We start from the raw sequence: 17,870 nt of genomic DNA, 5'->3' as shown, positions 1-17,870 counted from the left end.
AGCTTTGGCTCAAGCGGATGCCGTCAGGCGGGTGAGCGCGGCAGGGTCAGCACGAACGTCGCGCCGGGTCCGGCGAGCGCGATCGTGCCGCCGCCCGCTTCGAGCAGCGATCGCGCGATGGCGAGGCCCAGGCCGGTGCCGCCCGCAGCACGGCGGGTGGTGAAGAAGGGTTCGAACAGCCGAGCCGCGTCGCCGCCGACGATACCGGGGCCGTCATCGGCGACGCGGAGCGCGACATGCTGCGCGGAGACGGTGCCGGTGACCTCCACGCTGCGCGCGCCGGCCTGACGCGCATTGTCGAACAGCGTCGCCAGCGCGGTTTCGATCGTCGCGGCGGGCAGCGCGACGGGCGGTGGCGGCGTGGCCCAGACGACGTGGAGGGCGAAGGCCTCGCCGCGCCAGGCGTCCGCCACGCGCGCGACGATGGCGCCGGCGTCCGTGGCATCGTCGGCGGGCGCGGCCATATCGGCGCGGGCGAGTTCGAGCAGGCGGGTGACGAGCAGCGCCAGCCGATCGGCGTCGGCATCGGCATTGGCGAGGAAGCGGTGGCGATCGGCGGCGGCCATGTCGGGATGGTCCTGCAACAGCTCGATCGCGCCGCGGATGCCGGCCAGCGGCGTCTTGAATTCGTGGCTGACCGCATAGGCGAAATCGCGCAGGTAGCGCGATCGGTGGTCGATCGCGGCGGTCATCGCGGCGAAATCGGCATAGAGGCCCTGGATCTCGATCGCGGCGGTGGACGGCACCTCCGGCACGGTGCCGCGGCCGGATGCGACGGCGCGGGTGGCGAGGCCCAGTTGCTCGATCGGGCGGGTCACCCCGCGCGAGATGATGCCGCTGAGCAGCACCAGCGCCGACAGGATCGCGGCGATACCGATCAGGATCTTGCCGCGATCCTCGTAGAGGCCGCGGAACAGCGCGCGGGCCGAACGCGACAGCAGCAGCACGCCGACGACGCGGCCGTTCACCACGATCGGTCGGGCGTGATGCACGCGGATCGCGGCGGCGCGCGACAGCCATTCGAAGCGGTATACCGCGCGATAGGCGCCGTTGCGGCGGAGCACCGTCATCGGGCGGCCATGCAGCGCGGCGGCGACCTCCGGCAGGCGGGCGTAGCTGCCGCGCGCCCGCGTGCCGGCAGCGATCCGTCCGTCGGAATCGAGCAGCAGGATGCCGGCGAGGGTCGTCATCTGCGTCGCCCGCAGGATGGGGGCGAGCTGCGCCGCTGCCGTCATGGCGTCCGGGGCAACCGCCCCGGCGGGAACCGGCGGCGGCCGTTCCGAAAGGATCGGGGTGAGGCTGAGGTCGACGCCTTCGCCCGGCGGAACGATGCGGGCCGGCGACAGCGGGGCTCCGCCAGCCCCCGGCCATTGCGCGGCGGTTGCCGCGGCGAGGGCGGCGCCCTGCGCGGCGAGTTCCGCCTCGGTCTGGCGGACCAGCGTATTTTCGTACACGCGCAGGAACACCGCGCCGAAGCCGGGCAGCGCGGCGACCAGGAACAGCGTCGCGAACAGGATGGTGCGCAGCCGCAGCCGCGGCCAGTGGCGTTTCGCCCAGGCCTTGGCCCCGCCGATCACGCGCCGGTGCAAGGCCCGAGGCGATAACCGATGCCGGGGCGCGTCTCGATCAGGTCGCCTGCGCCGACGTGTGCGAACTTGTGGCGCAGGTTGCGGACGTGGCTGTCGATCGTGCGGTCGGTGATCGCGAAGCCCGGCCCGTGCAGCCGGTCGATGATCGCATCGCGGCTGAACACCTTGGCCGGCATCGAGGCGAGCAGGCGAAGGATGGAAAATTCGGTGACGGTCAGCGTCACCTCCTGCCCGTCCCAGGCCGCGTGCCAGCCGTCGAGGTCGATGCGCAGCCGACCATGGTCGAGCGCGCGGCCGTCCTCCACCGCCGGCGGGCGCGCCGCGGTGCGCCGCAGCACCGCCATCACCCGTGCCACCACCTCGCGCGGGGAAAAGGGTTTGACGACATAATCGTCGGCGCCGAGTTCGATGCCGAGCACGCGGTCGATCTCGTCGTCGCGGCTCGACAGGAACAGGATCGGCACGTCGTTGGTGCTGCGCAGGCGGCGGCATACCTCCAGCCCGTCCATGCGCGGCATGTTGATGTCGAGGATGACGAGATCGGGCGTGCGGGCGAGGGCGAGCGCCAGGCCGGATTCGCCATCCTCCGCCTCCAGCGTGTCGAGCCCCGCCTTGTGCAGCGCGAAGACCAGCAGCTGGCGGATGTGGGGATCGTCGTCGACGACGAGAACGGTGCGCGGCATCGGACACAGGATCATCGTTGCGGCGCCTCGGTCAAGGGGGTGGGGGGTGGCATGATCCGTCCGCAGGCTCGCCCGGCGGGCGCAGGGCGGAGGCGCGGTGCCTGTGAGCCGACGAGCGCGGCGATCTGCGCGAGGCGATCCGCACCGCGCCATGTCCAGCTGCGCCAGTCGTCCTGCCGCGCCGCGAGAGCCGTCTGTGCATGCCAACGCAGGGCGGCGACGGCCTCGCGAGCCGCCGGATCGCGCGTCTGCCGCTCGATGCGCGCCAAGGTGACGAGGCCGGAGGGGCCGATCTGCTCGAGATAGCAGAGGTCAGGGCTTGGTCGGTGGCGCATGTTCCACGCCGCGGCGATGCTGGCGAGATCGACCACGCCCGTGACGCTCAGCACCGCGGTGAGGGCCAGCGCATTGGCGTTGATGAGCCAGGCTGCCGACCGCCCACGCAGCAGCCGCCACAGGATCAGCGCAAGCCCCGTCGCGACCAGCGCCATCCAGAGCAAGGCGGCGAGGCGCAGCCCGGTCATGCCGAACGCCTCGATATAGTCGAACAGGCGCAGCGCGCTGGAGGCGACGAGCAGCAGGTTCTGGAGGATCCATGCCGTCACCAGCCGGCGCGCGGCCGGGCTGGCCGCCGCGGCGCTGCCGGGACGCAGCGTCACCAGCACGAACAGCGCGGCGAGCAGCGCGGTCGCGATCAGCGTATAGGCACCGCGGTGCGCGTAATCCGCCATGGTGACGCCGCCGGGCAGCGGCGCGCCGCTCCACAGGAACAGGATGTCGAGTGCGTTCTGGGCGGCGAAGATCAGGTTGAACGTCGCCAGCGACAGCACCAGCGTGGTGGTGCCGAGTTCGATGCGCCGGCCGGTGTCGTGCCGATCCCGCAGGCCCAGCCCGCGCGGGCGGAGCGAGGCCCAGACCGGCAGCAACACGGCGACCCCCAGCAGCAGGCGCCAGGCGGTCGTCGTCCAGTCCGGCAGGACGATGCGGTCGACCGCATTGCCGATCAGCGGATTGGCGGCGGCGAACAGCATCACGAACAGCGCGCCGCCGATGACCGGAATCGCCAGCACCCCCAGCATCGCGCGCAGGCCCTGCGTACCGCCGCGCGCCTGCCGGGCAGCGGCGGCGTGGGCGAGATCGCGCAGCGGTGTCGCAAGGCCGGTCACGCCATGCCAGGCGAGGCGCGGCACCCAGGCGAGCGCATGGCCGAAGCGGGCACGCGGCAGCAGCGCGGCGAGCGACACGGCGATCACAAACAGCAGCAGCGCCAGCGGACCGGGATCGTGGATCAGCATCAGCGCATAGGCGCAGGCGAGCGCCGCCGCGATGCGTGCCGCCGGATCGCGCCGGACGAGCGGGCGGGTGAGGAGCAGCGCGGCAAGCCAGGCAAGGGCGAGCCCGCCCAACGTGCTGCCGATCTCGCTGCCGGTATCGAAGATCACCTCCGCCACCAGGATGACGGTCGCGGTCGCCGCCAGCTTGGCGAAGAGCGGCATCGGTCGGCGCGCGCGGGCGGCAGGGTTGGTCATCGGATCGCTCCTTCCATCAGGTCGGAGCGTGATGGACCCGCAGGATGCCGGATCGACGGGGCAAGCGGTGGTGGTGCGGTCCGGCTTTCGTGCAGATTCCGTGCAGGTTAGCCCTGGCGCTTGGCGCGGGTCGCCGAACCGTCGCGCAACGCCCAGCGCAGCACCGAACCGACACCCGCCATGCCGGCGCGCACCGCCGGGCGACGCATCGGCAGCGTGGCGAAGCCGTGCATGCCGGCGGCCCAATCGGGCAGCAGGTCGATGCCGCCCTGCATCAGCAGCGCCTGCGCCGGTGCCATGGCGAGGCTGGCCGGTTGTTGGCGCAGCAGCGCGCGCGCTACTTCGCGCGTGCGGTGGTCGGCGCGCAGCTGCGGGCGGACGCGGGCGAAATAGGCGGCGACCTCCGCCTCCGTCCGCGGCACGCCGGTGGCGCCGAGCTTTTCGGCGACGATGGCATATTCGCCGAGGTAGCGGTCACGCTCCGCGGCAGGGTAGGCAGGGTCGCGATAGCGGCGATGGCCGGCAAGGAAGCTCGCCACCTCGGCGACATGCACCCAGGTCAGCAGGTCGGGATCGTTGGCGCTATAGGGCGTGCCGTCGGGCAGGGTGCCGGCGACGGAATCGTGGATCGTGCGTACGCGGGCGATCAGCGCCTCGGCGGTGGCGGTGGCACCGTAGGTGGTGCCGGAGATGAACTGCGCGGTGCGGCGCAGGCGGCCGAGCATGTCCCGGCGGAAGTTGGAATGATCCCACACGCCCGCCAGCGCGCCGGGATGCAGCATCTGGAGCAGCAGCGCGGCGACGCCGCCCGCCATCATCGCGGTGAAGTCGCCATGCACCACCCATGCGGCGGAGCCGGGGCCGAACAGGCCGTCGTCGCCCGGCGGGCGGGTGAGGTCGACCGCCCCGTCCCCGAAACCGACCAAACGGTGAACCTCGGTCTGGATCGTATCGCGTAGATCGGTCATGCTGCTGATATAGTGCGGCGTTCCGCCGAAACATGAGGGAGAAGACGCATGCGCCTGATGGTGTCGATGATCGCAGCGGCGGCGATGACCACCGCCGTCGTGGCGCAGGAAAAGGCCGGCCCCGCCATCACCCGCGCGCTCGCCGATCCCGCCCGCGCCGACCAGGCCGGCGACGATGCGCGGCGGCAGGCGGCGGCGGTGCTCGCCTTTGCCGGGGTGAAGCCCGGCGACGTGGTGGTCGATTACCTGCCCGGCGCCGGCTATTGGACGCGCATCTTCACCCAGGTCGTCGGGCCGAAGGGCAAGGTCTATGCGCTGTGGCCCGCGGCCGGCGCCAAATATGCCGAGAAGACGCTGCCGGCGTTGAAGGCGCGCGGCCTCGCCAATGTCGTCGCCGAGGTGCAGCCGACCAACCTGCCGACGCTGCCGCAGCCGGCCGACCTGTTCTGGACGGTGCAGAACTATCACGACATCCCCAACAAGGGGGCGGGAGAGCCGGCATTGCGCGCGTTCGACGCCGCGGTGTTCAAGCTGCTCAAGAAGGGCGGCACCTATGTGGTGATCGACCATGCCGATGCGCCGGGCAGCGAGATGACGGGCACCGAGACCCGGCATCGTATCGATCCGGCGGCGGTGCGGCGGCAGGTGGAGGCCGCCGGCTTCCGCTATGTCGGGGCGAGCAACGCGCTGGCCAATCCGGCGGACGATCACACCAGGAATGTGTTTGATCCCGCGATCCGCGGCCGGACCGACCAGTTCGTGCTGAAGTTCCGCAGGCCATAGGGCAGGCGCACGGCCGCACCGGATGTACGTTTCCGGACGCGGGCGCGGTGCGCCCGTCGGCCCGCCCGGCGCGTTACGGGCGGATCAACGGGAGAAGCCCTCGTGTCGTCATTCGCCAAGACCCTCGTCGCCGGCCTCGCCGGCGGGCTCGCCGCCAGCCTGGCGATGAACCTGTTCCAGTCGGTCGCCGCCTCCGCCTTCGGTCAGGATGGCGACAGCGACGACGAGCCGGCGACGGTGAAGGCGGCGGACAGCGCCAAGCAGCTGGTGGCTGATGCCCCCGTCGCGGACGATCATCGCAAGGCTGCCGGCAACCTCGTCCATTATGCGACGGGCGCGGCGCTCGGCGTCGGCTATGCGCTGGCGGCGCGACGCTGGCCGGAGAGCACGGCGGGGTTCGGCCTCGCCTATGGCATCGGCGTCGCGACACTGCTGGACGATGCGGCGGTGCCGGCATTGGGCTGGGGGCCGTCGCCGACCGAAACGCCGGCATCGACCCACGCCTATGGCCTCGCCAGTCACGCCGTGTTCGGCCTGGCGCTGGAGGGCACGCGCCGCGGTGTGCTGGCCGCGCTCGCCTGAGCTATTGCAGCGACGCGCGCAGCGTCGCGCGGACGCCGCGTTCGCACGGTTCGTATTCGACGATGCTCTGCAGGCTCTGCGCCATGGCGCGGATCAGCTTGGTGCCGAGCCCGGTGCCCTTGGGCGTCGCCTCGGCCGGCATGCCGCAGCCGTCGTCCTCCACCGCGAGCAGGAACACGTCCGCCCCCTCGGCCGCCAGCAGCACGCGGATCTCGCCGCCCGCGCCGGTCGGATAGGCGTATTTGCAGGCGTTGGTGACGAGTTCGGTGACGATGACGCCCAGCGACACCGCCTTGTCGGTCGGCAGCCGGATCGGCTCGGCGGCGAGGCGCAAGGCATGCGGCGCGGTGTCGCAGGTCAGCGTCTCGGTCAGTTCCTCGATCAGCGAGCCGAGATAGTCGCGCATGTCGACGCTCTCGACGTCGTTCGCCGAATAGAGACGGCGATGCACCTGCGCGATGGCGCCGATGCGCCGCTGGGTATCGTCCAGCGCGGCGCGTGCGGTCGGATCGGCCAGCGCGCTCGCCTGCAGGCGCACCATCGCCGACACGAGCTGCAAGGAATTGGCGACGCGGTGGTTGACCTCTCCCAGCAGCGCCTCCAGCCGGGCGTTGCTGGCGCGCAGGTCTTCCTCCGCTGCCGCCTTCTCGCGCGACAAGCGGGCGCGATCGAGCACCTGCACGAAGCTGGCGGCAAGCAGGTCGAAGAAATCGTCGCCGACCGTCTTCACCACGTAATCCGCGGCGCCGGCCTTCAGCGCGGCGACGGCGATGCGGCCTTCGTCGGATCCGGTGACGTAGACGACCGGCGGCGGCGCGGGCAGGGCGTTCAGCTGCTCCAGCGTCTCCAGCCCGTCCATGCCGGGCATGTAATGGTCGACCGCGACCAGATCGAATGCCTGCGATGCGGCGAGCATCGCCCCCTCCGCGCCCCCTTCGGCCAGCGTCACGCGATAGCCGCGCCGCTCTAGCGCGCGCGCCGCCAGCCGGCGGATGCCGGCGTCGTCGTCGATATAGAGGACGGAAGGGGCGAGCGCGTCGGACAGATCAGTGTTCCTCGACCTCGGGGACCTGGATCACCGACAGGAACAGGCCGAGCTGGCGGATCGCCTGGGCGAAGCTTTCGTAATTCACCGGCTTGGTGATGTAGACGTTGCAGCCGAGATCGTAGCAGCGCTGGATCTCGATCTTGTCGTCGGTGGTGGTCAGCACGACGACGGGCGTGCGCTTGAGCGGGCTGTCCTCCGCCTTGATCCGGGCGAGGATGTCGGTGCCGCTCATGTCGGGCAGGTTGAGATCGAGCAGCACCAGCGCCGGGCCGTTCTTCGCCGGGCCGTCCGCGGCCTCGAACAGATGGTGCAGCGCCTGGCCGCCGTCGGTGAAATGCTTGATGTCGTTGAGGATGCCGGCGCGGCGGATGTTCTTTTCGATCAGCCGCGCATGGCCCTCGTCATCCTCGATCATCACGATGCCGACGGATTGATGGGCGTTCATGGGTTACCGTCCTGATAGGTCTTGGGAAGGTTGATGCGGAAAGTGGAGCCGCGGCCGAGTTCGCTGTCGACGTCGATCGTGCCGCCCAGGCGATAGGCCAGCGCACGCACGTGCGCCAGCCCGATGCCCTCGCCCGGCTGGTCCTGCTGCCCCGAACGGCGGAACAGGTCGAAGATGCGCTGGTGATCGCGCGGGTCGATGCCGCGGCCGTTGTCGGCGACCGACAGGATCACGCGGTCGCGGCGCGTTTCGCCCGACACCGCGATCGCGCCCGGCCGGCCGGGTTGCAGGTATTTGGTGGCATTCTCGATCAGGTTCGACAGGATCTGTTCGATCGCCACCCGGTCGGTGGAGAGCGCCGGCATCGGCCGCGCGACGGTGAGGGTGACGCCGCGATCGTCGAGCAGGTGGCGGATCGATCCGGCGATCGTGTCGACCACCGCGGCGGGATCGATCGGTTCGGGCGTGATGACGCGGCGGCCCTCTCGCGACAGCTTGAGGATGGCGTTGATGAGCCGGTCCATCTTCTGCGTCGAGGTGCGGATGAAACCGATCGCCTCGGGCAGGTCCTCGCGCACGGCGAGTCGCGCATCGTCGGTGACGATGGCGGGGCATTCCGCCTCGGCCTTGTCGATCAGGTCGGCGAGCGGTGCGGTGGCGGCGGACAGTTCGGCGGTGAAGCCCATCACGTTGACCAGCGGCGAGCGCAGGTCGTGGCTGACGATGTAGGCGAAGCGCTGGATCTCTTCGTTCGCCCGGCTGAGGTCGGCGGTGCGTTCGTTGACGGTTTCCTCCAGCCGCTCGTTGAAGTCGCGCAGGGTATCGCGCGAGGTGGCGAGATCGCGGGTGTAGCGCATCACCGTCAGCAGCGAGGCGATGGCGACCAGCACCAGCAGCACGCCCGCGAGCGCCAGGATGGCATAGAAGGCGCGGACGCTGTCGCGCTGTGCCGCATCGCGCGTGGCGAGCAGGCGGCGCTCCTCGGCGGCCATGCGGCCGAAGGCGTCGCGGATGACCGACAGCCGCCGTACGCTCGCCTCGCCCTGGAACGCGGCGATGGCGCGGCCGATCTGGCCGGTGTCGATCAGCGTGATGGTGCGCGCGCGCTGCTGGAGCAACGCGCGGATTTCCCGGTGCAGCAGCGCCAGCGTCGCGATCTGGCGGGGATTGTCGTGGGTCAGCCGGTCCAGGCTGCCGATCGCTCCGGGCAGCGCCGCCGCCCAGCGGCGATAGGCATCGCGATATTCGACGTTGCCGGTGAGCAGATAGCCGCGTCGCGACGCCTCGCCCTGTTCGATCAGGCGGCGGGCGTTGCTGACCGCCAGTTCGACCTCGTAGGTGTGGTTGACCGCAGCGGTATGATCCTGGTTGCGCATGGTCGCGAGTGCGGCGGCGACGCCGGCGGCGACGAGCGCCAGGAAGCCGACCGCCATGAAGGCGATCAGGACACGGCCGAAGCGGCCTTCCGAAACGACGAACCGGTTGCGAATGGTGGCGAGCACGGCCGCTGCCTTAGGCGAGTGCGCGCAGATACACCAGACAGGCTGACTTACTTGTCTACAGCAGCAATTCCTGCGGATTGCTGCGCACGATCGGGCCGCCGCCGCTGCGCCGGTCCATCTCGGCATTGGCGGTGAAGCGGATATCGGGATCGCGATCGGTGAGGAACGCCATCAGGCTGTCGTGGTCGAGCTCGCTCCACGCCTTGCCGCGGTGCGGACCGTAGCGGACGCGGGGGATGAGGCCCGGATCGCGCGACCATTCCAGCAGCTGCTGGACACCCGCCTCGTTCAGCTGGTCGCGCAGATGATGCGCGGTGACATAGGCATCGGGAAAGGCGCGGTGGACGGGCAGGCCGCGCTGCTGGTCGAGCCCCTCGGGCTTGCGCCAGTAGCGCAGCACCTGATTGGAAAAGCTCGGCGAATCGGGCCACAGCCGGAGCGCGCATTTCCAGGTGCAGATCCATTCCGCGCCATGGGTAAGACTGGCCGTGCAGAATTGCTGCTCGAAATCGGCACGATGCGCGGCGAGCGCCACGCGGCGCGGCCACGGATCGAGCACCCGGCGCGCGACATCGTGCCACCAGGGCGCCTCGGCGACATCCTCGTCGGGGATATGGTGGATCGCCTGGGTGACGGGCGGGATCGGTCGGCCCGGATTGACCAGGATCGCGCCCCCTTCGCCTTCCAGTTCCCAGCGCCCGTCGGCCTTGAGCGCGACATCCTGCCAGCCGATCTCGCACACGCCATGCGCGGGCGGCGCACTGCCGGTGGTTTCGAGGTCGATGACGCGGATGATCTGGGGCTGGGGACGCATTGCGCCCTAGATGGGGTAGCGCGGGGATTTATGCCAGCGTCCCGATCTTTCCTCGCGGGGGACGGGGATCAGCGGTAATCGTCCTCGTCGTCCACATCCAGTTCGCGTACGCCGCGGCGCTGGCGCGCGCGGTCGACCAGCTTGCGCAGGCCTTCGCGCCGCTCTCGCGCCGCCGGCACGTCGCGCAGCACGAAACTGGCATTGCGGGTGGTGCGATCGGACGAGGTGATCGTGATCGTGCCGATATCGGCGATCTGGTTGATGACCGAGAAATCGACGCGCACGTCCTTGATGCGATAAAGCTCGATCTCGTCGATCGACTTCATAATCAGCCCGCGCCGCACGATCAGCCGCTGGTCGGTGACCTCATAGGCGGCCGACATGTTCTGCAGCCAGCGGATGGCGATGATGACGAGGCCGACGCCGATCGCGCAGGCGAGGATCGTCAGCCAGCCGCCGAAGCTGCCGAGCAGCCAGCGGTTGGTGCTGGAGCGGAAGCTGTCCACCTGCCGTTCGGCGCTATAGGTCCCCACCATGGCCCGACCCTATCCGGCGGCGCCGCGCTGTCAATCGCGTGCGATGCCGCTCAGCGCGAGTTCGGCGTCGATCGCGGCCAGCAACGCGGCAAGTTCGGCCTCGCTGCCCGCCTCGGCGCGCGCGGTCAGCACGTCCTGTGTGTTGGACGCGCGCAGCAGCCACCAGCCCTCCGCCGTCGTGACGCGGACGCCGTCGATCGCCACCACCGGCACCCCGCGCGCCTCCAGCCGCGCCCGCACCTCGTCGATCACCGCGAACTTGCGGGCGGGATCGACGGGGAAGCGCAGGTCGGGGGTGTTGACCAGCGGCGGCATCGCGCTGCGCAGCGCCGTGAGCGAGCGGCCCGACAGGAGCACCGCGCGGATCAGCTGTACCGCGGCATGCAGCGCATCGTCGAAGCCATACCAGCCGCCGTTCGCCCCCGCCCCGAAGAAGATGTGGCCGCTGAGTTCGCCGGCGATCGGGGCATCGTGCGCCAGCATCGCCTCCTTCATCAGGCTGTGGCCGGTGGCGCCCATCACCGCCTTGCCGCCGAGCTCGACGATGCGGTCGAAGACGAATTGCGAGGATTTGACGTCGGCGACGACGGTTGCGCCGCGCAACTCGGCCAGCACGGGCACCATCAGCACGCTGAGCAGCTGGTCGCCCCACAGCACCCGGCCTTCGCCGTCGACGGCGCCGATCCGGTCGCCGTCGCCATCGAAGGCGATGCCGAAATCGAGGCCCTTCGCCCGAACCAGCGCCTGGAGATCGGCGAGATTGGCCTCCTCGGTCGGGTCGGGATGATGGTTGGGGAAGCGGCCGTCGACCGCGGTGTGGAGCAGGTGATGCTCGCCGGGCAGCTGCGCGACCAGTCGCTCGACCGCGGGGCCGGCGGCGCCGTTGCCGCAATCCCAGGCGATGCGGAAGCTGCCGCCGGCATAGCCCGCCAGCAGCCGGCCGACATAGGCGTCCAGCACCTCCGCCTCCGACACGCTGCCCCGTCCCTCGCTCCAGGCGCCATCGGCGGCGATGCGGGCGAGGTCGAGGACGTCGGCGCCGTAGAAGGCGCGATGGCCGAGCACCATCTTGAAGCCGTTGTCGTCGCGCGGGTTGTGGCTGCCGGTGACGTGCACGCCGGCATCCACCTCCAGCGTCGCCTCGGCATAATAGAGCATCGGCGTCGGCCCGATGCCGATCCGCACCACGTCGACGCCGCCGGCGGCCAGTCCCTCGACCAATCCGGCTTCGAGGTCGGGGGAGGACAATCGCCCGTCACGCCCTACCGCGACGCGGGTGCCGCCGGCCGCGCGGACGCGGGTGGCGAAGCTGCGCCCGACGGCGATGGCATCGGCAACCGACAGGTTGCGCCCGACCGTGCCGCGGATGTCGTATTCGCGCAGGATCTCGGGGGCGAAGCTGTGCGTCATCCCTCGTGCCGCAGCGTCGCGAGCAGCAGGTCGCGCGCGGCGTTGATCTCCGTCGCCGCCGCCCCCGATCCGCCGCGATCGGGATGCAGATCGGCGAGCAGCCGGCGGTGCGCCGCGCGGATATCGCCTTCGTCGGCATCGCGCGCCACGCCCAGCACGGTGCGGGCACGCTGTTCCGCATTCGGCTTGGGCGGCTTGGGCTTGGGCCGCAGGTAATGCCAGGCGAACCAGATCAGCGCGATCGCGACGAGCCACTTCATGCGCGAAACGCCCTCATGCCGCGAACAGGGGCATGGCGGTTTCGGGCAATTGCAGCGCGCTCATCATCTCGCGCAGTTCCTGCCGCGAGGCGACATGGCCGAGGCCCATCGCGCCGAATTCCTTGGAATCGATCATGGTGAGGCCGGCAGGGAACAGTTCGCGATAGATCACGCGCTCGCCGAGGCCGGGGATGATGCGAAAGCCGACCCGCTTCGCCAATTGCCCCAGCGCGTCCGACACGCGGCGCATGTTGCGCGCCTCGATATGCTGCAGGCGGTTGCGCAGGACGACCCAGTCGATCTGCGTCCCGTCGGCGCGGGCGCGCTGCTTTCGCGCGTCCCAGATCAGTTCGGAATAGAAGCTCGGCCGGGTGACGTTGAAGGTTTCCGGATCGACCTGGCCGATCAGGTCGAAATCGACGAAGCTGTCGTTCATCGGCGTCACCAACGTGTTCGACAGCGCCGCCGCGGTGCGCGCGAAATGATCGTCGCGGCCGGGCGTGTCGACGATCAGGAAGTCGGCGCCGTCGCTCAGCCGCTGCCACTTGTCCTCGAATACGTCCTCGTTCACCCCATCGTGGGTGTCGTGGACGGGCATCGGCAGGTCGCTGCCGGTGCGCTTGATCGTCGCGGCGCGATTGTCGAGGTAGCGGCCGACGGTGCGCTGGCGGTGGTCGAGATCGAAGCAGGCGACCTTCGCCCCCTTGGCGGCGAGCGCGATGGCGACGTGCACGGCGGTCGTCGACTTGCCGGTGCCGCCCTTTTCGTTGGCGAAGACAATGACGTGTGGCCCTGCGGGCACGGCGTGTTCCTTAATCCGTTGTACCGGGTTGCCCCGTTCTCCCCCTCTTCATAGAAGCCGCGCGCTCATTGTTCGAGGGGGTAAACGGTGCTGACAGTTCGGGATTTGCAGGCCTTGCGCGAGGCGGTGGCCGCGTTCCGGGCGGACGGCGCCTCGATCGCCCTCGTACCGACGATGGGCGCGTTGCACGCCGGCCACATGGCGCTGGTCGAGGCGGCGCGGCGGCCGGGCACGAAGGTGATCGCCTCGATCTTCGTCAATCCCAGGCAGTTCGGCCCGAACGAGGACCTTGCCCGCTATCCGCGCCGCGAGGCGGCGGATGCGCGCCTGCTCGCCGAAGGGGGCTGCGACCTCCTCTGGATGCCGCCGGTCGAGGTGATGTACCCGCGGGGATTCGCCACTAACATCAGCGTCGGCGGCGTCAGCGAAGGGTTCGACGGCGCGGCGCGGCCGGGGCATTTCGACGGAGTCGCCACCGTGGTGACCAAGCTGTTCAACCAGACCGGCGCCGACACCGCCTATTTCGGTGAAAAGGATTATCAGCAGCTTGCGGTGATCCGCCGATTCGTCGCGGATCTCGACATGCCGATCGCGATCGTCGGCGTGCCGACGCAACGCGACGACGACGGCCTCGCGCTGTCGTCGCGCAACATCTACCTCGACGAGGAACAGCGGGCGAAGGCGACGGCATTGCCGCGCGCGCTCGGTGTGGCGGCGCGGGCGATCGGGCGCGGCGACGATCCGGAGACAGCGCTGGCGGAGGCGCGCGTCGCGCTGGTCGCCGCGGGATTTGAGGTGGATTACGTGGCGCTCGCCGACGCTGAGACGCTGGCTGCCTCTCCCTCCGCGGACCGCCCGCGGCGGCTGCTGGCGGCGGCGCGAATGGGTGCGACACGGTTGATCGACAATGTCGCTATCGGGTCAAATTCCTGATCAGATTGGTTTTATTTGCGTTAACCATTTCGTAGTACGAATCGCGGCAAGCTGTTCCCATGATATATGGGGGCAAAACATGGGCAATAGCTTCAAGAGTGCGCAGTTTCTTCTAGACAGCCGGATCGCCGATGCGATGCGCGGACGGCCGGAAGCGCTGTTCGATCTCGGCGTCTGCTACCAGACCGGCACCGCGGGGGCGGGAATCGATCTGATCGAAGCGCACAAATGGTTCAATCTCGCCGCGGTGGCCGGGCTGTTGCAAGCCGCCGATGCCCGCGCCGAAGTCGCCGAGGACATGACCGCCCGCGAGATCGCCGAAGCACAGCGCCAGGCGCGCGCCTGGCTGGGTATGACGCAGCGCCGCGCGGCGTAACTGCCGGCCGCAACTGTTTTGTCGTTCCTGATGGCAATGCCGAGGCGTGCGGGGATGACCGGGGGTGTGGGGAACATGGGCCAGGCTTGGGAACCCATCGTTGTCATCCCCGCGGAGGCGGGGATCCATAATCACGACCGTCGACGATGAAGCCGAAGCCGCAGCCAGTATGGATCCCCGCCTACGCGGGGATGACGGAATAAGGCAAGATGGACACGCCGCGGGTGACGCGCGTCAGTCCGCCTTCTTCTTTGCCGGCGCCTTCTTCGCCGCAGGCTTCGCCGCCGTTTTCGCCGCCGTTTTCGCCGCCGTTTTCGCCGCCGGCTTCTTCGCGGCCGCCTTCTTGGCGGTTGCCTTCTTCTTGCCCTTGGCCGGTGCGGCGGCCGCGCGCGCGTCGATCAGTTGTGCCGCTTCCTCCAGCGTCAGCGCTTCGGGGGTCACCGACTTGGGCAGCGTCGCATTGGTTTCGCCATCGGTGACATAGGGACCGTAGCGACCCTCCATCAGCTTGATCTCCGCCTCGGTCCGCGGATGCTTGCCGAGTTCGCGCAACGGCGCGCGTGGCGCACCGCGGGCCGGTCGGCCGCCGCCGGCCGCCGCCTCGGCGAGCTTCACCACCGCCGCGTTCATCCCCGTCTCGAACACGTCGGCGGTCGATTGCAGCCGGGCATATTTGCCGCTGTGCGCCAGATACGGGCCATAGCGGCCGATCGAGGCGGTGATCGGCTCGCCCGTTTCGGGGTGGTTGCCAATCGTGCGCGGCAGGCTGAGCAGCTTCAGCGCCCATTCGAGGTCGAGTTCGCCCGGCAGGTCCTTGGGGATCGAGGCGCGCTTCGCCTCCTTGCCCTCGCCCAGCTGGATATAGGGGCCGAACCGCCCGGACTTGCGCTCGACCTCCAGGCCGGTCGCCGGGTCCTTGCCGAGGCCCTCCGGCCCGCTGTCCTCACCGGCCTCGCCGCCCGGCTGCGCGAAGCGGCGGGTGTATTTGCATTGGGGATAGTTGGAGCAGGCGATGAACGCGCCGAACTTGCCGCCGCGCAAGGCGAGCTTGCCCGCCTCGCACTTGGGGCACAGCCGCGGGTCGGACCCGTCCGCCTTGTCGGGGAAGAGATAGGGGGCGAGGAACTGGTCCAGCTCCGCGGTGATGGCGCTGGGCTGCTGCTCCATCACCTCCGCGGTGCGCGGCTTGAAGTCGCGCCAGAAGGCGTCGAGCACCGCCTGCCACTGCGCGCGGCCGCCGGACACGTCGTCCAGCTCCTCCTCCAGCTCGGCGGTGTAATCGAAGCCGACGTACTTTTCGAAGAAGCGTTCGAGGAACGCCGTCACCAGCCGCCCCGATTCCTCGGCGAAGAAACGGTTCTTCTCGACGCGGACGTAGGCGCGATCCTTCAGCGTCTTGATGATCGAGGCATAGGTGGAGGGGCGGCCGATGCCGAGTTCCTCCATCCGCTTGACCAGCGAGGCTTCGGAAAAGCGCGGCGGCGGCTGGGTGAAATGCTGCTCCGCCTCGACGCCCTTCTTGGCGGGCGCATCGCCCTCGCGCAGGCGGGGGAGGCGGCGCGCCTCTTCATCCTGCGCGTCGTCCGATCCTTCCTCGTAGAGCGCGAGGAAGCCGGGGAAGAGCACGACCTGACCGGTCGCGCGCAGCACGTTGCGGCCGGTGCCGTCGGCGAGTTCGACGGTGGTGCGCTCCATCCGCGCCGATGCCATCTGGCTGGCGAGTGCGCGCTTCCAGATCAGGTCGTAGAGGCGCGCATGATCGCCGCCGCCGACGCGATCCTTGCTGAAATCGGTCGGGCGGATCGCCTCGTGCGCTTCCTGCGCGTTCTTGGCCTTGGTCTGGTATTGGCGCGGCGAATCGGGGACGTAGCTGGCGTCGTAGCGGCTCGCCACCGCCTTGCGTGCCGCGGAGATCGCGCTGCCGTCCATCTGCACGCCGTCGGTGCGCATGTAGGTGATCGCGCCGTCCTCGTAGAGCCCCTGCGCGATCCGCATCGTATGATCGGCGGAAAAGCCCAGCTTACGCGCCGCCTCCTGCTGCAACGTCGAGGTGGTGAAGGGCGGCGGCGGGTTGCGCGTCGCGGGCTTCGTCTCGACCGACTGGACCGAGAAGCGCCCCGCCTCGACGGCCGCCTTGGCGCGTTCCGCATCGCCCTGGTTGCCGATCGACAGCCGGTCGAGCTTGTTGCCCTCCCATTGCACCAGCCGAGCGACGAAGGGCGTGCCGTCCTGTTCGAGGGCGGCGGTGACGGACCAATATTCCTGCGCCTTGAACGCCTCGATCTCGCGCTCGCGGCCGACGATCAGGCGCAGCGCCACCGACTGGACGCGGCCTGCCGACTTGGCGCCGGGCAGCTTGCGCCACAGCACCGGCGACAGGGTGAAGCCGACCAGATAGTCGAGCGCGCGGCGGGCACGGTAGGCGTCGATCAGGTCGGTATCGAGTTCGCGCGGGTTCGCCATCGCGGTCGTCACCGCCGCCTTGGTGATCGCGTTGAAGGTGACGCGCGCCACGTCCTTGGGCAGCGCCTTGCGCCCGCGCAGCACCTCCTGCACGTGCCAGCTGATCGCCTCTCCCTCGCGATCGGGGTCGGTGGCGAGGATCAGGCGGTCGGCGGTCTTGGAGAGGTCGGCGATCGCCTTGAGCTGCTTCGACTTGTCGGCGTAATTCTCCCATTCCATCGCGAACCCCTCGTCGGGGTTCACCGACCCGTCACGCGCCGGCAGGTCGCGGACATGGCCGTAGGAGGCGAGGACGCGATAGTCCCCGCCGAGGTACTTTTCGATGGTCTTGGCCTTGGCCGGCGATTCGACGATGACGAGCTGCATGGGGATCGACTAGGGTCCTTACGTGTACGCGCGAGGGTGGAAAGCCCGGCGGGTGACTGTCAACAGGGGGATGAACCGATGTGGGGATCGACCGGCCACGAGGACAAGGCGTGAGCGCTGCGGACGCCGTCGAGCGACGTGCGCACCGCGCCCGCGTGCAGCTCGAACGGATGACCTTCTTTTCCGATGCGATCTTCGCGATCGCGATGACCCTGCTGGTGGTCGAGGTGAAGCTGCCCCGACTACATCATGCGACAGGCCCGGAACTCGGGCAGGCATTGTGGCAGCTGATGCCCAATTACGTCGGTTTCCTGGTCAGCTTCCTGGTGCTGGGACGTTTCTGGATCATCCATCACGATGTCATGGGGCTGTTGAAGGCGGCCAACGCGCGGCTCGTGATGGCGAATCTGCTGTTGTTGCTCGGCGTCGCGTTCATGCCGTTTCCGACCGCGATCATCAGCGAATACGTCAACCTGCGTGTCGGCATCGGATTCTACACGGGCTGGCTGATCCTGCTCGGCGTGCTCAACCGGCACGTGATCCGGGTGGTGGCGGGCGCGCCGCAGCTGCTGGAGGATGACATCGGCCGGCACGATGTCGCGCCGCTGCTGCATCGCAGCTGGATCCCCATCCTGATCGGCGTCTGCGCCTTTGCCGCCGGCATGGTGACATGGATCGCGGCGCTGGTGGTGCTGGTCGTATTGAGCCCGATCATCAGCATCGCCGTCAGCCGCCGGGCAGCTCGTGCGAGCATGTGATGCGGTTGGCGGACAGGCGAATA

Annotated in this window: 18 protein-coding genes; 5 read left to right on the top strand and 13 right to left on the bottom strand. The window is 69.5% G+C overall.

Features of this window, described 5'->3' with window-relative positions:
- Window positions 1-23: 23 nt before the first annotated feature.
- From ACTZQ5_RS02030 to ACTZQ5_RS02015, 4 genes are all read right to left on the bottom strand, one after another.
- Complete coding sequence (locus tag ACTZQ5_RS02030; protein WP_443583483.1) at window positions 24-1,589, bottom strand: sensor histidine kinase; 1,566 nt, start codon at window positions 1,587-1,589, stop codon at window positions 24-26.
- Window positions 1,574-2,287, bottom strand: a complete 714-nt coding sequence (locus tag ACTZQ5_RS02025) for a response regulator transcription factor (RefSeq protein ID WP_443583482.1) — start codon at window positions 2,285-2,287, stop codon at window positions 1,574-1,576. Before ACTZQ5_RS02025 ends, ACTZQ5_RS02030 begins: the two co-directional genes overlap by 16 nt.
- Window positions 2,284-3,801, bottom strand: a complete 1,518-nt coding sequence (locus ACTZQ5_RS02020) for a DUF4153 domain-containing protein (protein WP_443583481.1) — start codon at window positions 3,799-3,801, stop codon at window positions 2,284-2,286. Before ACTZQ5_RS02020 ends, ACTZQ5_RS02025 begins: the two co-directional genes overlap by 4 nt.
- Before the next feature lie 107 nt (window positions 3,802-3,908).
- On the bottom strand, window positions 3,909-4,769 hold the full coding sequence (locus ACTZQ5_RS02015; protein ID WP_443583480.1) for an oxygenase MpaB family protein: 861 nt from the start codon (window positions 4,767-4,769) through the stop codon (window positions 3,909-3,911).
- Window positions 4,770-4,817: 48 nt separating this feature from the next.
- On the opposite strand from ACTZQ5_RS02015, the gene ACTZQ5_RS02010 reads away from it, so the two are divergent.
- Both ACTZQ5_RS02010 and ACTZQ5_RS02005 read left to right on the top strand, forming a co-directional pair.
- Complete coding sequence (locus tag ACTZQ5_RS02010) at window positions 4,818-5,552, top strand: class I SAM-dependent methyltransferase (protein WP_443583479.1); 735 nt, start codon at window positions 4,818-4,820, stop codon at window positions 5,550-5,552.
- Window positions 5,553-5,654: 102 nt separating this feature from the next.
- Complete coding sequence (locus ACTZQ5_RS02005; RefSeq protein WP_443583478.1) at window positions 5,655-6,134, top strand: DUF1440 domain-containing protein; 480 nt, start codon at window positions 5,655-5,657, stop codon at window positions 6,132-6,134.
- A 1-nt stretch (window position 6,135) separates the two neighbouring features.
- Here the strand turns inward: ACTZQ5_RS02005 and ACTZQ5_RS02000 are convergent, their stop codons facing one another.
- The 8 genes from ACTZQ5_RS02000 to ACTZQ5_RS01965 form a co-directional block, all read right to left on the bottom strand.
- Window positions 6,136-7,179 (bottom strand): sensor histidine kinase, encoded by a 1,044-nt coding sequence (locus ACTZQ5_RS02000; RefSeq protein ID WP_443583700.1) that lies wholly within the window; start codon window positions 7,177-7,179, stop codon window positions 6,136-6,138.
- Between the two features lies 1 nt (window position 7,180).
- The gene (locus ACTZQ5_RS01995; protein WP_443583477.1) at window positions 7,181-7,627 is read right to left on the bottom strand and encodes a response regulator; all 447 of its coding nucleotides are present in this window, start codon (window positions 7,625-7,627) and stop codon (window positions 7,181-7,183) included.
- Window positions 7,624-9,129, bottom strand: coding sequence for a sensor histidine kinase (locus ACTZQ5_RS01990; RefSeq protein WP_443583476.1), 1,506 nt, complete (start codon window positions 9,127-9,129; stop codon window positions 7,624-7,626). The genes ACTZQ5_RS01995 and ACTZQ5_RS01990 overlap by 4 nt, the downstream gene beginning before the upstream one ends.
- A 55-nt stretch (window positions 9,130-9,184) precedes the next feature.
- Window positions 9,185-9,943 (bottom strand): exonuclease domain-containing protein, encoded by a 759-nt coding sequence (locus tag ACTZQ5_RS01985; RefSeq protein ID WP_443583475.1) that lies wholly within the window; start codon window positions 9,941-9,943, stop codon window positions 9,185-9,187.
- Between the two features lie 68 nt (window positions 9,944-10,011).
- Window positions 10,012-10,479: a PH domain-containing protein gene (locus tag ACTZQ5_RS01980; protein ID WP_443583474.1), complete on the bottom strand. Its 468-nt coding sequence runs from the start codon at window positions 10,477-10,479 to the stop codon at window positions 10,012-10,014.
- 30 nt (window positions 10,480-10,509) lie between these two features.
- On the bottom strand, window positions 10,510-11,889 hold the full coding sequence (gene pgmG, locus ACTZQ5_RS01975; RefSeq protein WP_443583473.1) for a phosphoglucomutase/phosphomannomutase PgmG: 1,380 nt from the start codon (window positions 11,887-11,889) through the stop codon (window positions 10,510-10,512).
- On the bottom strand, window positions 11,886-12,149 hold the full coding sequence (locus tag ACTZQ5_RS01970; protein WP_443583472.1) for a J domain-containing protein: 264 nt from the start codon (window positions 12,147-12,149) through the stop codon (window positions 11,886-11,888). The genes pgmG and ACTZQ5_RS01970 overlap by 4 nt, the downstream gene beginning before the upstream one ends.
- 13 nt (window positions 12,150-12,162) lie before the next feature.
- Window positions 12,163-12,951, bottom strand: a complete 789-nt coding sequence (locus tag ACTZQ5_RS01965) for a division plane positioning ATPase MipZ (RefSeq protein WP_443583471.1) — start codon at window positions 12,949-12,951, stop codon at window positions 12,163-12,165.
- A gap of 87 nt (window positions 12,952-13,038) precedes the next feature.
- On the opposite strand from ACTZQ5_RS01965, the gene panC reads away from it, so the two are divergent.
- Entirely contained in the window at window positions 13,039-13,884 is an 846-nt protein-coding gene (panC, locus tag ACTZQ5_RS01960; protein WP_443583470.1) for a pantoate--beta-alanine ligase, read from the top strand.
- A 79-nt stretch (window positions 13,885-13,963) separates the two neighbouring features.
- On the top strand, window positions 13,964-14,260 hold the full coding sequence (locus ACTZQ5_RS01955) for a hypothetical protein (protein WP_443583469.1): 297 nt from the start codon (window positions 13,964-13,966) through the stop codon (window positions 14,258-14,260).
- Between the two features lie 234 nt (window positions 14,261-14,494).
- Here ACTZQ5_RS01955 and topA read toward each other — a convergent pair whose 3' ends face one another.
- Window positions 14,495-17,089, bottom strand: coding sequence for a type I DNA topoisomerase (topA, locus tag ACTZQ5_RS01950; protein WP_443583468.1), 2,595 nt, complete (start codon window positions 17,087-17,089; stop codon window positions 14,495-14,497).
- 110 nt (window positions 17,090-17,199) lie between these two features.
- Here topA and ACTZQ5_RS01945 point away from each other — a divergent pair, with 110 nt between their 5' ends.
- Window positions 17,200-17,847, top strand: a complete 648-nt coding sequence (locus tag ACTZQ5_RS01945) for a TMEM175 family protein (RefSeq protein WP_443583467.1) — start codon at window positions 17,200-17,202, stop codon at window positions 17,845-17,847.
- Window positions 17,848-17,870: the final 23 nt, after the last annotated feature.

Origin of the sequence: Sphingomonas cellulosilytica, from assembly GCF_052321755.1 — a bacterium.
In the GTDB taxonomy this organism is placed as follows: Bacteria; Pseudomonadota; Alphaproteobacteria; order Sphingomonadales; family Sphingomonadaceae; genus Sphingomonas.
This window is presented reverse-complemented; position numbering and strand designations above follow the sequence as displayed.

Excerpts from the sequence above, each read along its gene's own strand:
- ACTZQ5_RS02020 (WP_443583481.1), bottom strand. The coding sequence starts at position 3,801 with ATGACCAACCCTGCCGCCCGCGCGCGCCGACCGATGCCGCTCTTCGCC.
- ACTZQ5_RS02025 (WP_443583482.1), bottom strand. The coding sequence starts at position 2,287 with ATGATCCTGTGTCCGATGCCGCGCACCGTTCTCGTCGTCGACGACGAT.
- ACTZQ5_RS01970 (WP_443583472.1), bottom strand. The coding sequence starts at position 12,149 with ATGAAGTGGCTCGTCGCGATCGCGCTGATCTGGTTCGCCTGGCATTAC.
- ACTZQ5_RS01995 (WP_443583477.1), bottom strand. The coding sequence starts at position 7,627 with ATGAACGCCCATCAATCCGTCGGCATCGTGATGATCGAGGATGACGAG.
- ACTZQ5_RS01980 (WP_443583474.1), bottom strand. The coding sequence starts at position 10,479 with ATGGTGGGGACCTATAGCGCCGAACGGCAGGTGGACAGCTTCCGCTCC.
- pgmG (WP_443583473.1), bottom strand. The coding sequence starts at position 11,889 with ATGACGCACAGCTTCGCCCCCGAGATCCTGCGCGAATACGACATCCGC.
- ACTZQ5_RS01955 (WP_443583469.1), top strand. The coding sequence starts at position 13,964 with ATGGGCAATAGCTTCAAGAGTGCGCAGTTTCTTCTAGACAGCCGGATC.
- ACTZQ5_RS02015 (WP_443583480.1), bottom strand. The coding sequence starts at position 4,769 with ATGACCGATCTACGCGATACGATCCAGACCGAGGTTCACCGTTTGGTC.
- ACTZQ5_RS01985 (WP_443583475.1), bottom strand. The coding sequence starts at position 9,943 with ATGCGTCCCCAGCCCCAGATCATCCGCGTCATCGACCTCGAAACCACC.
- topA (WP_443583468.1), bottom strand. The coding sequence starts at position 17,089 with ATGCAGCTCGTCATCGTCGAATCGCCGGCCAAGGCCAAGACCATCGAA.
- ACTZQ5_RS02010 (WP_443583479.1), top strand. The coding sequence starts at position 4,818 with ATGCGCCTGATGGTGTCGATGATCGCAGCGGCGGCGATGACCACCGCC.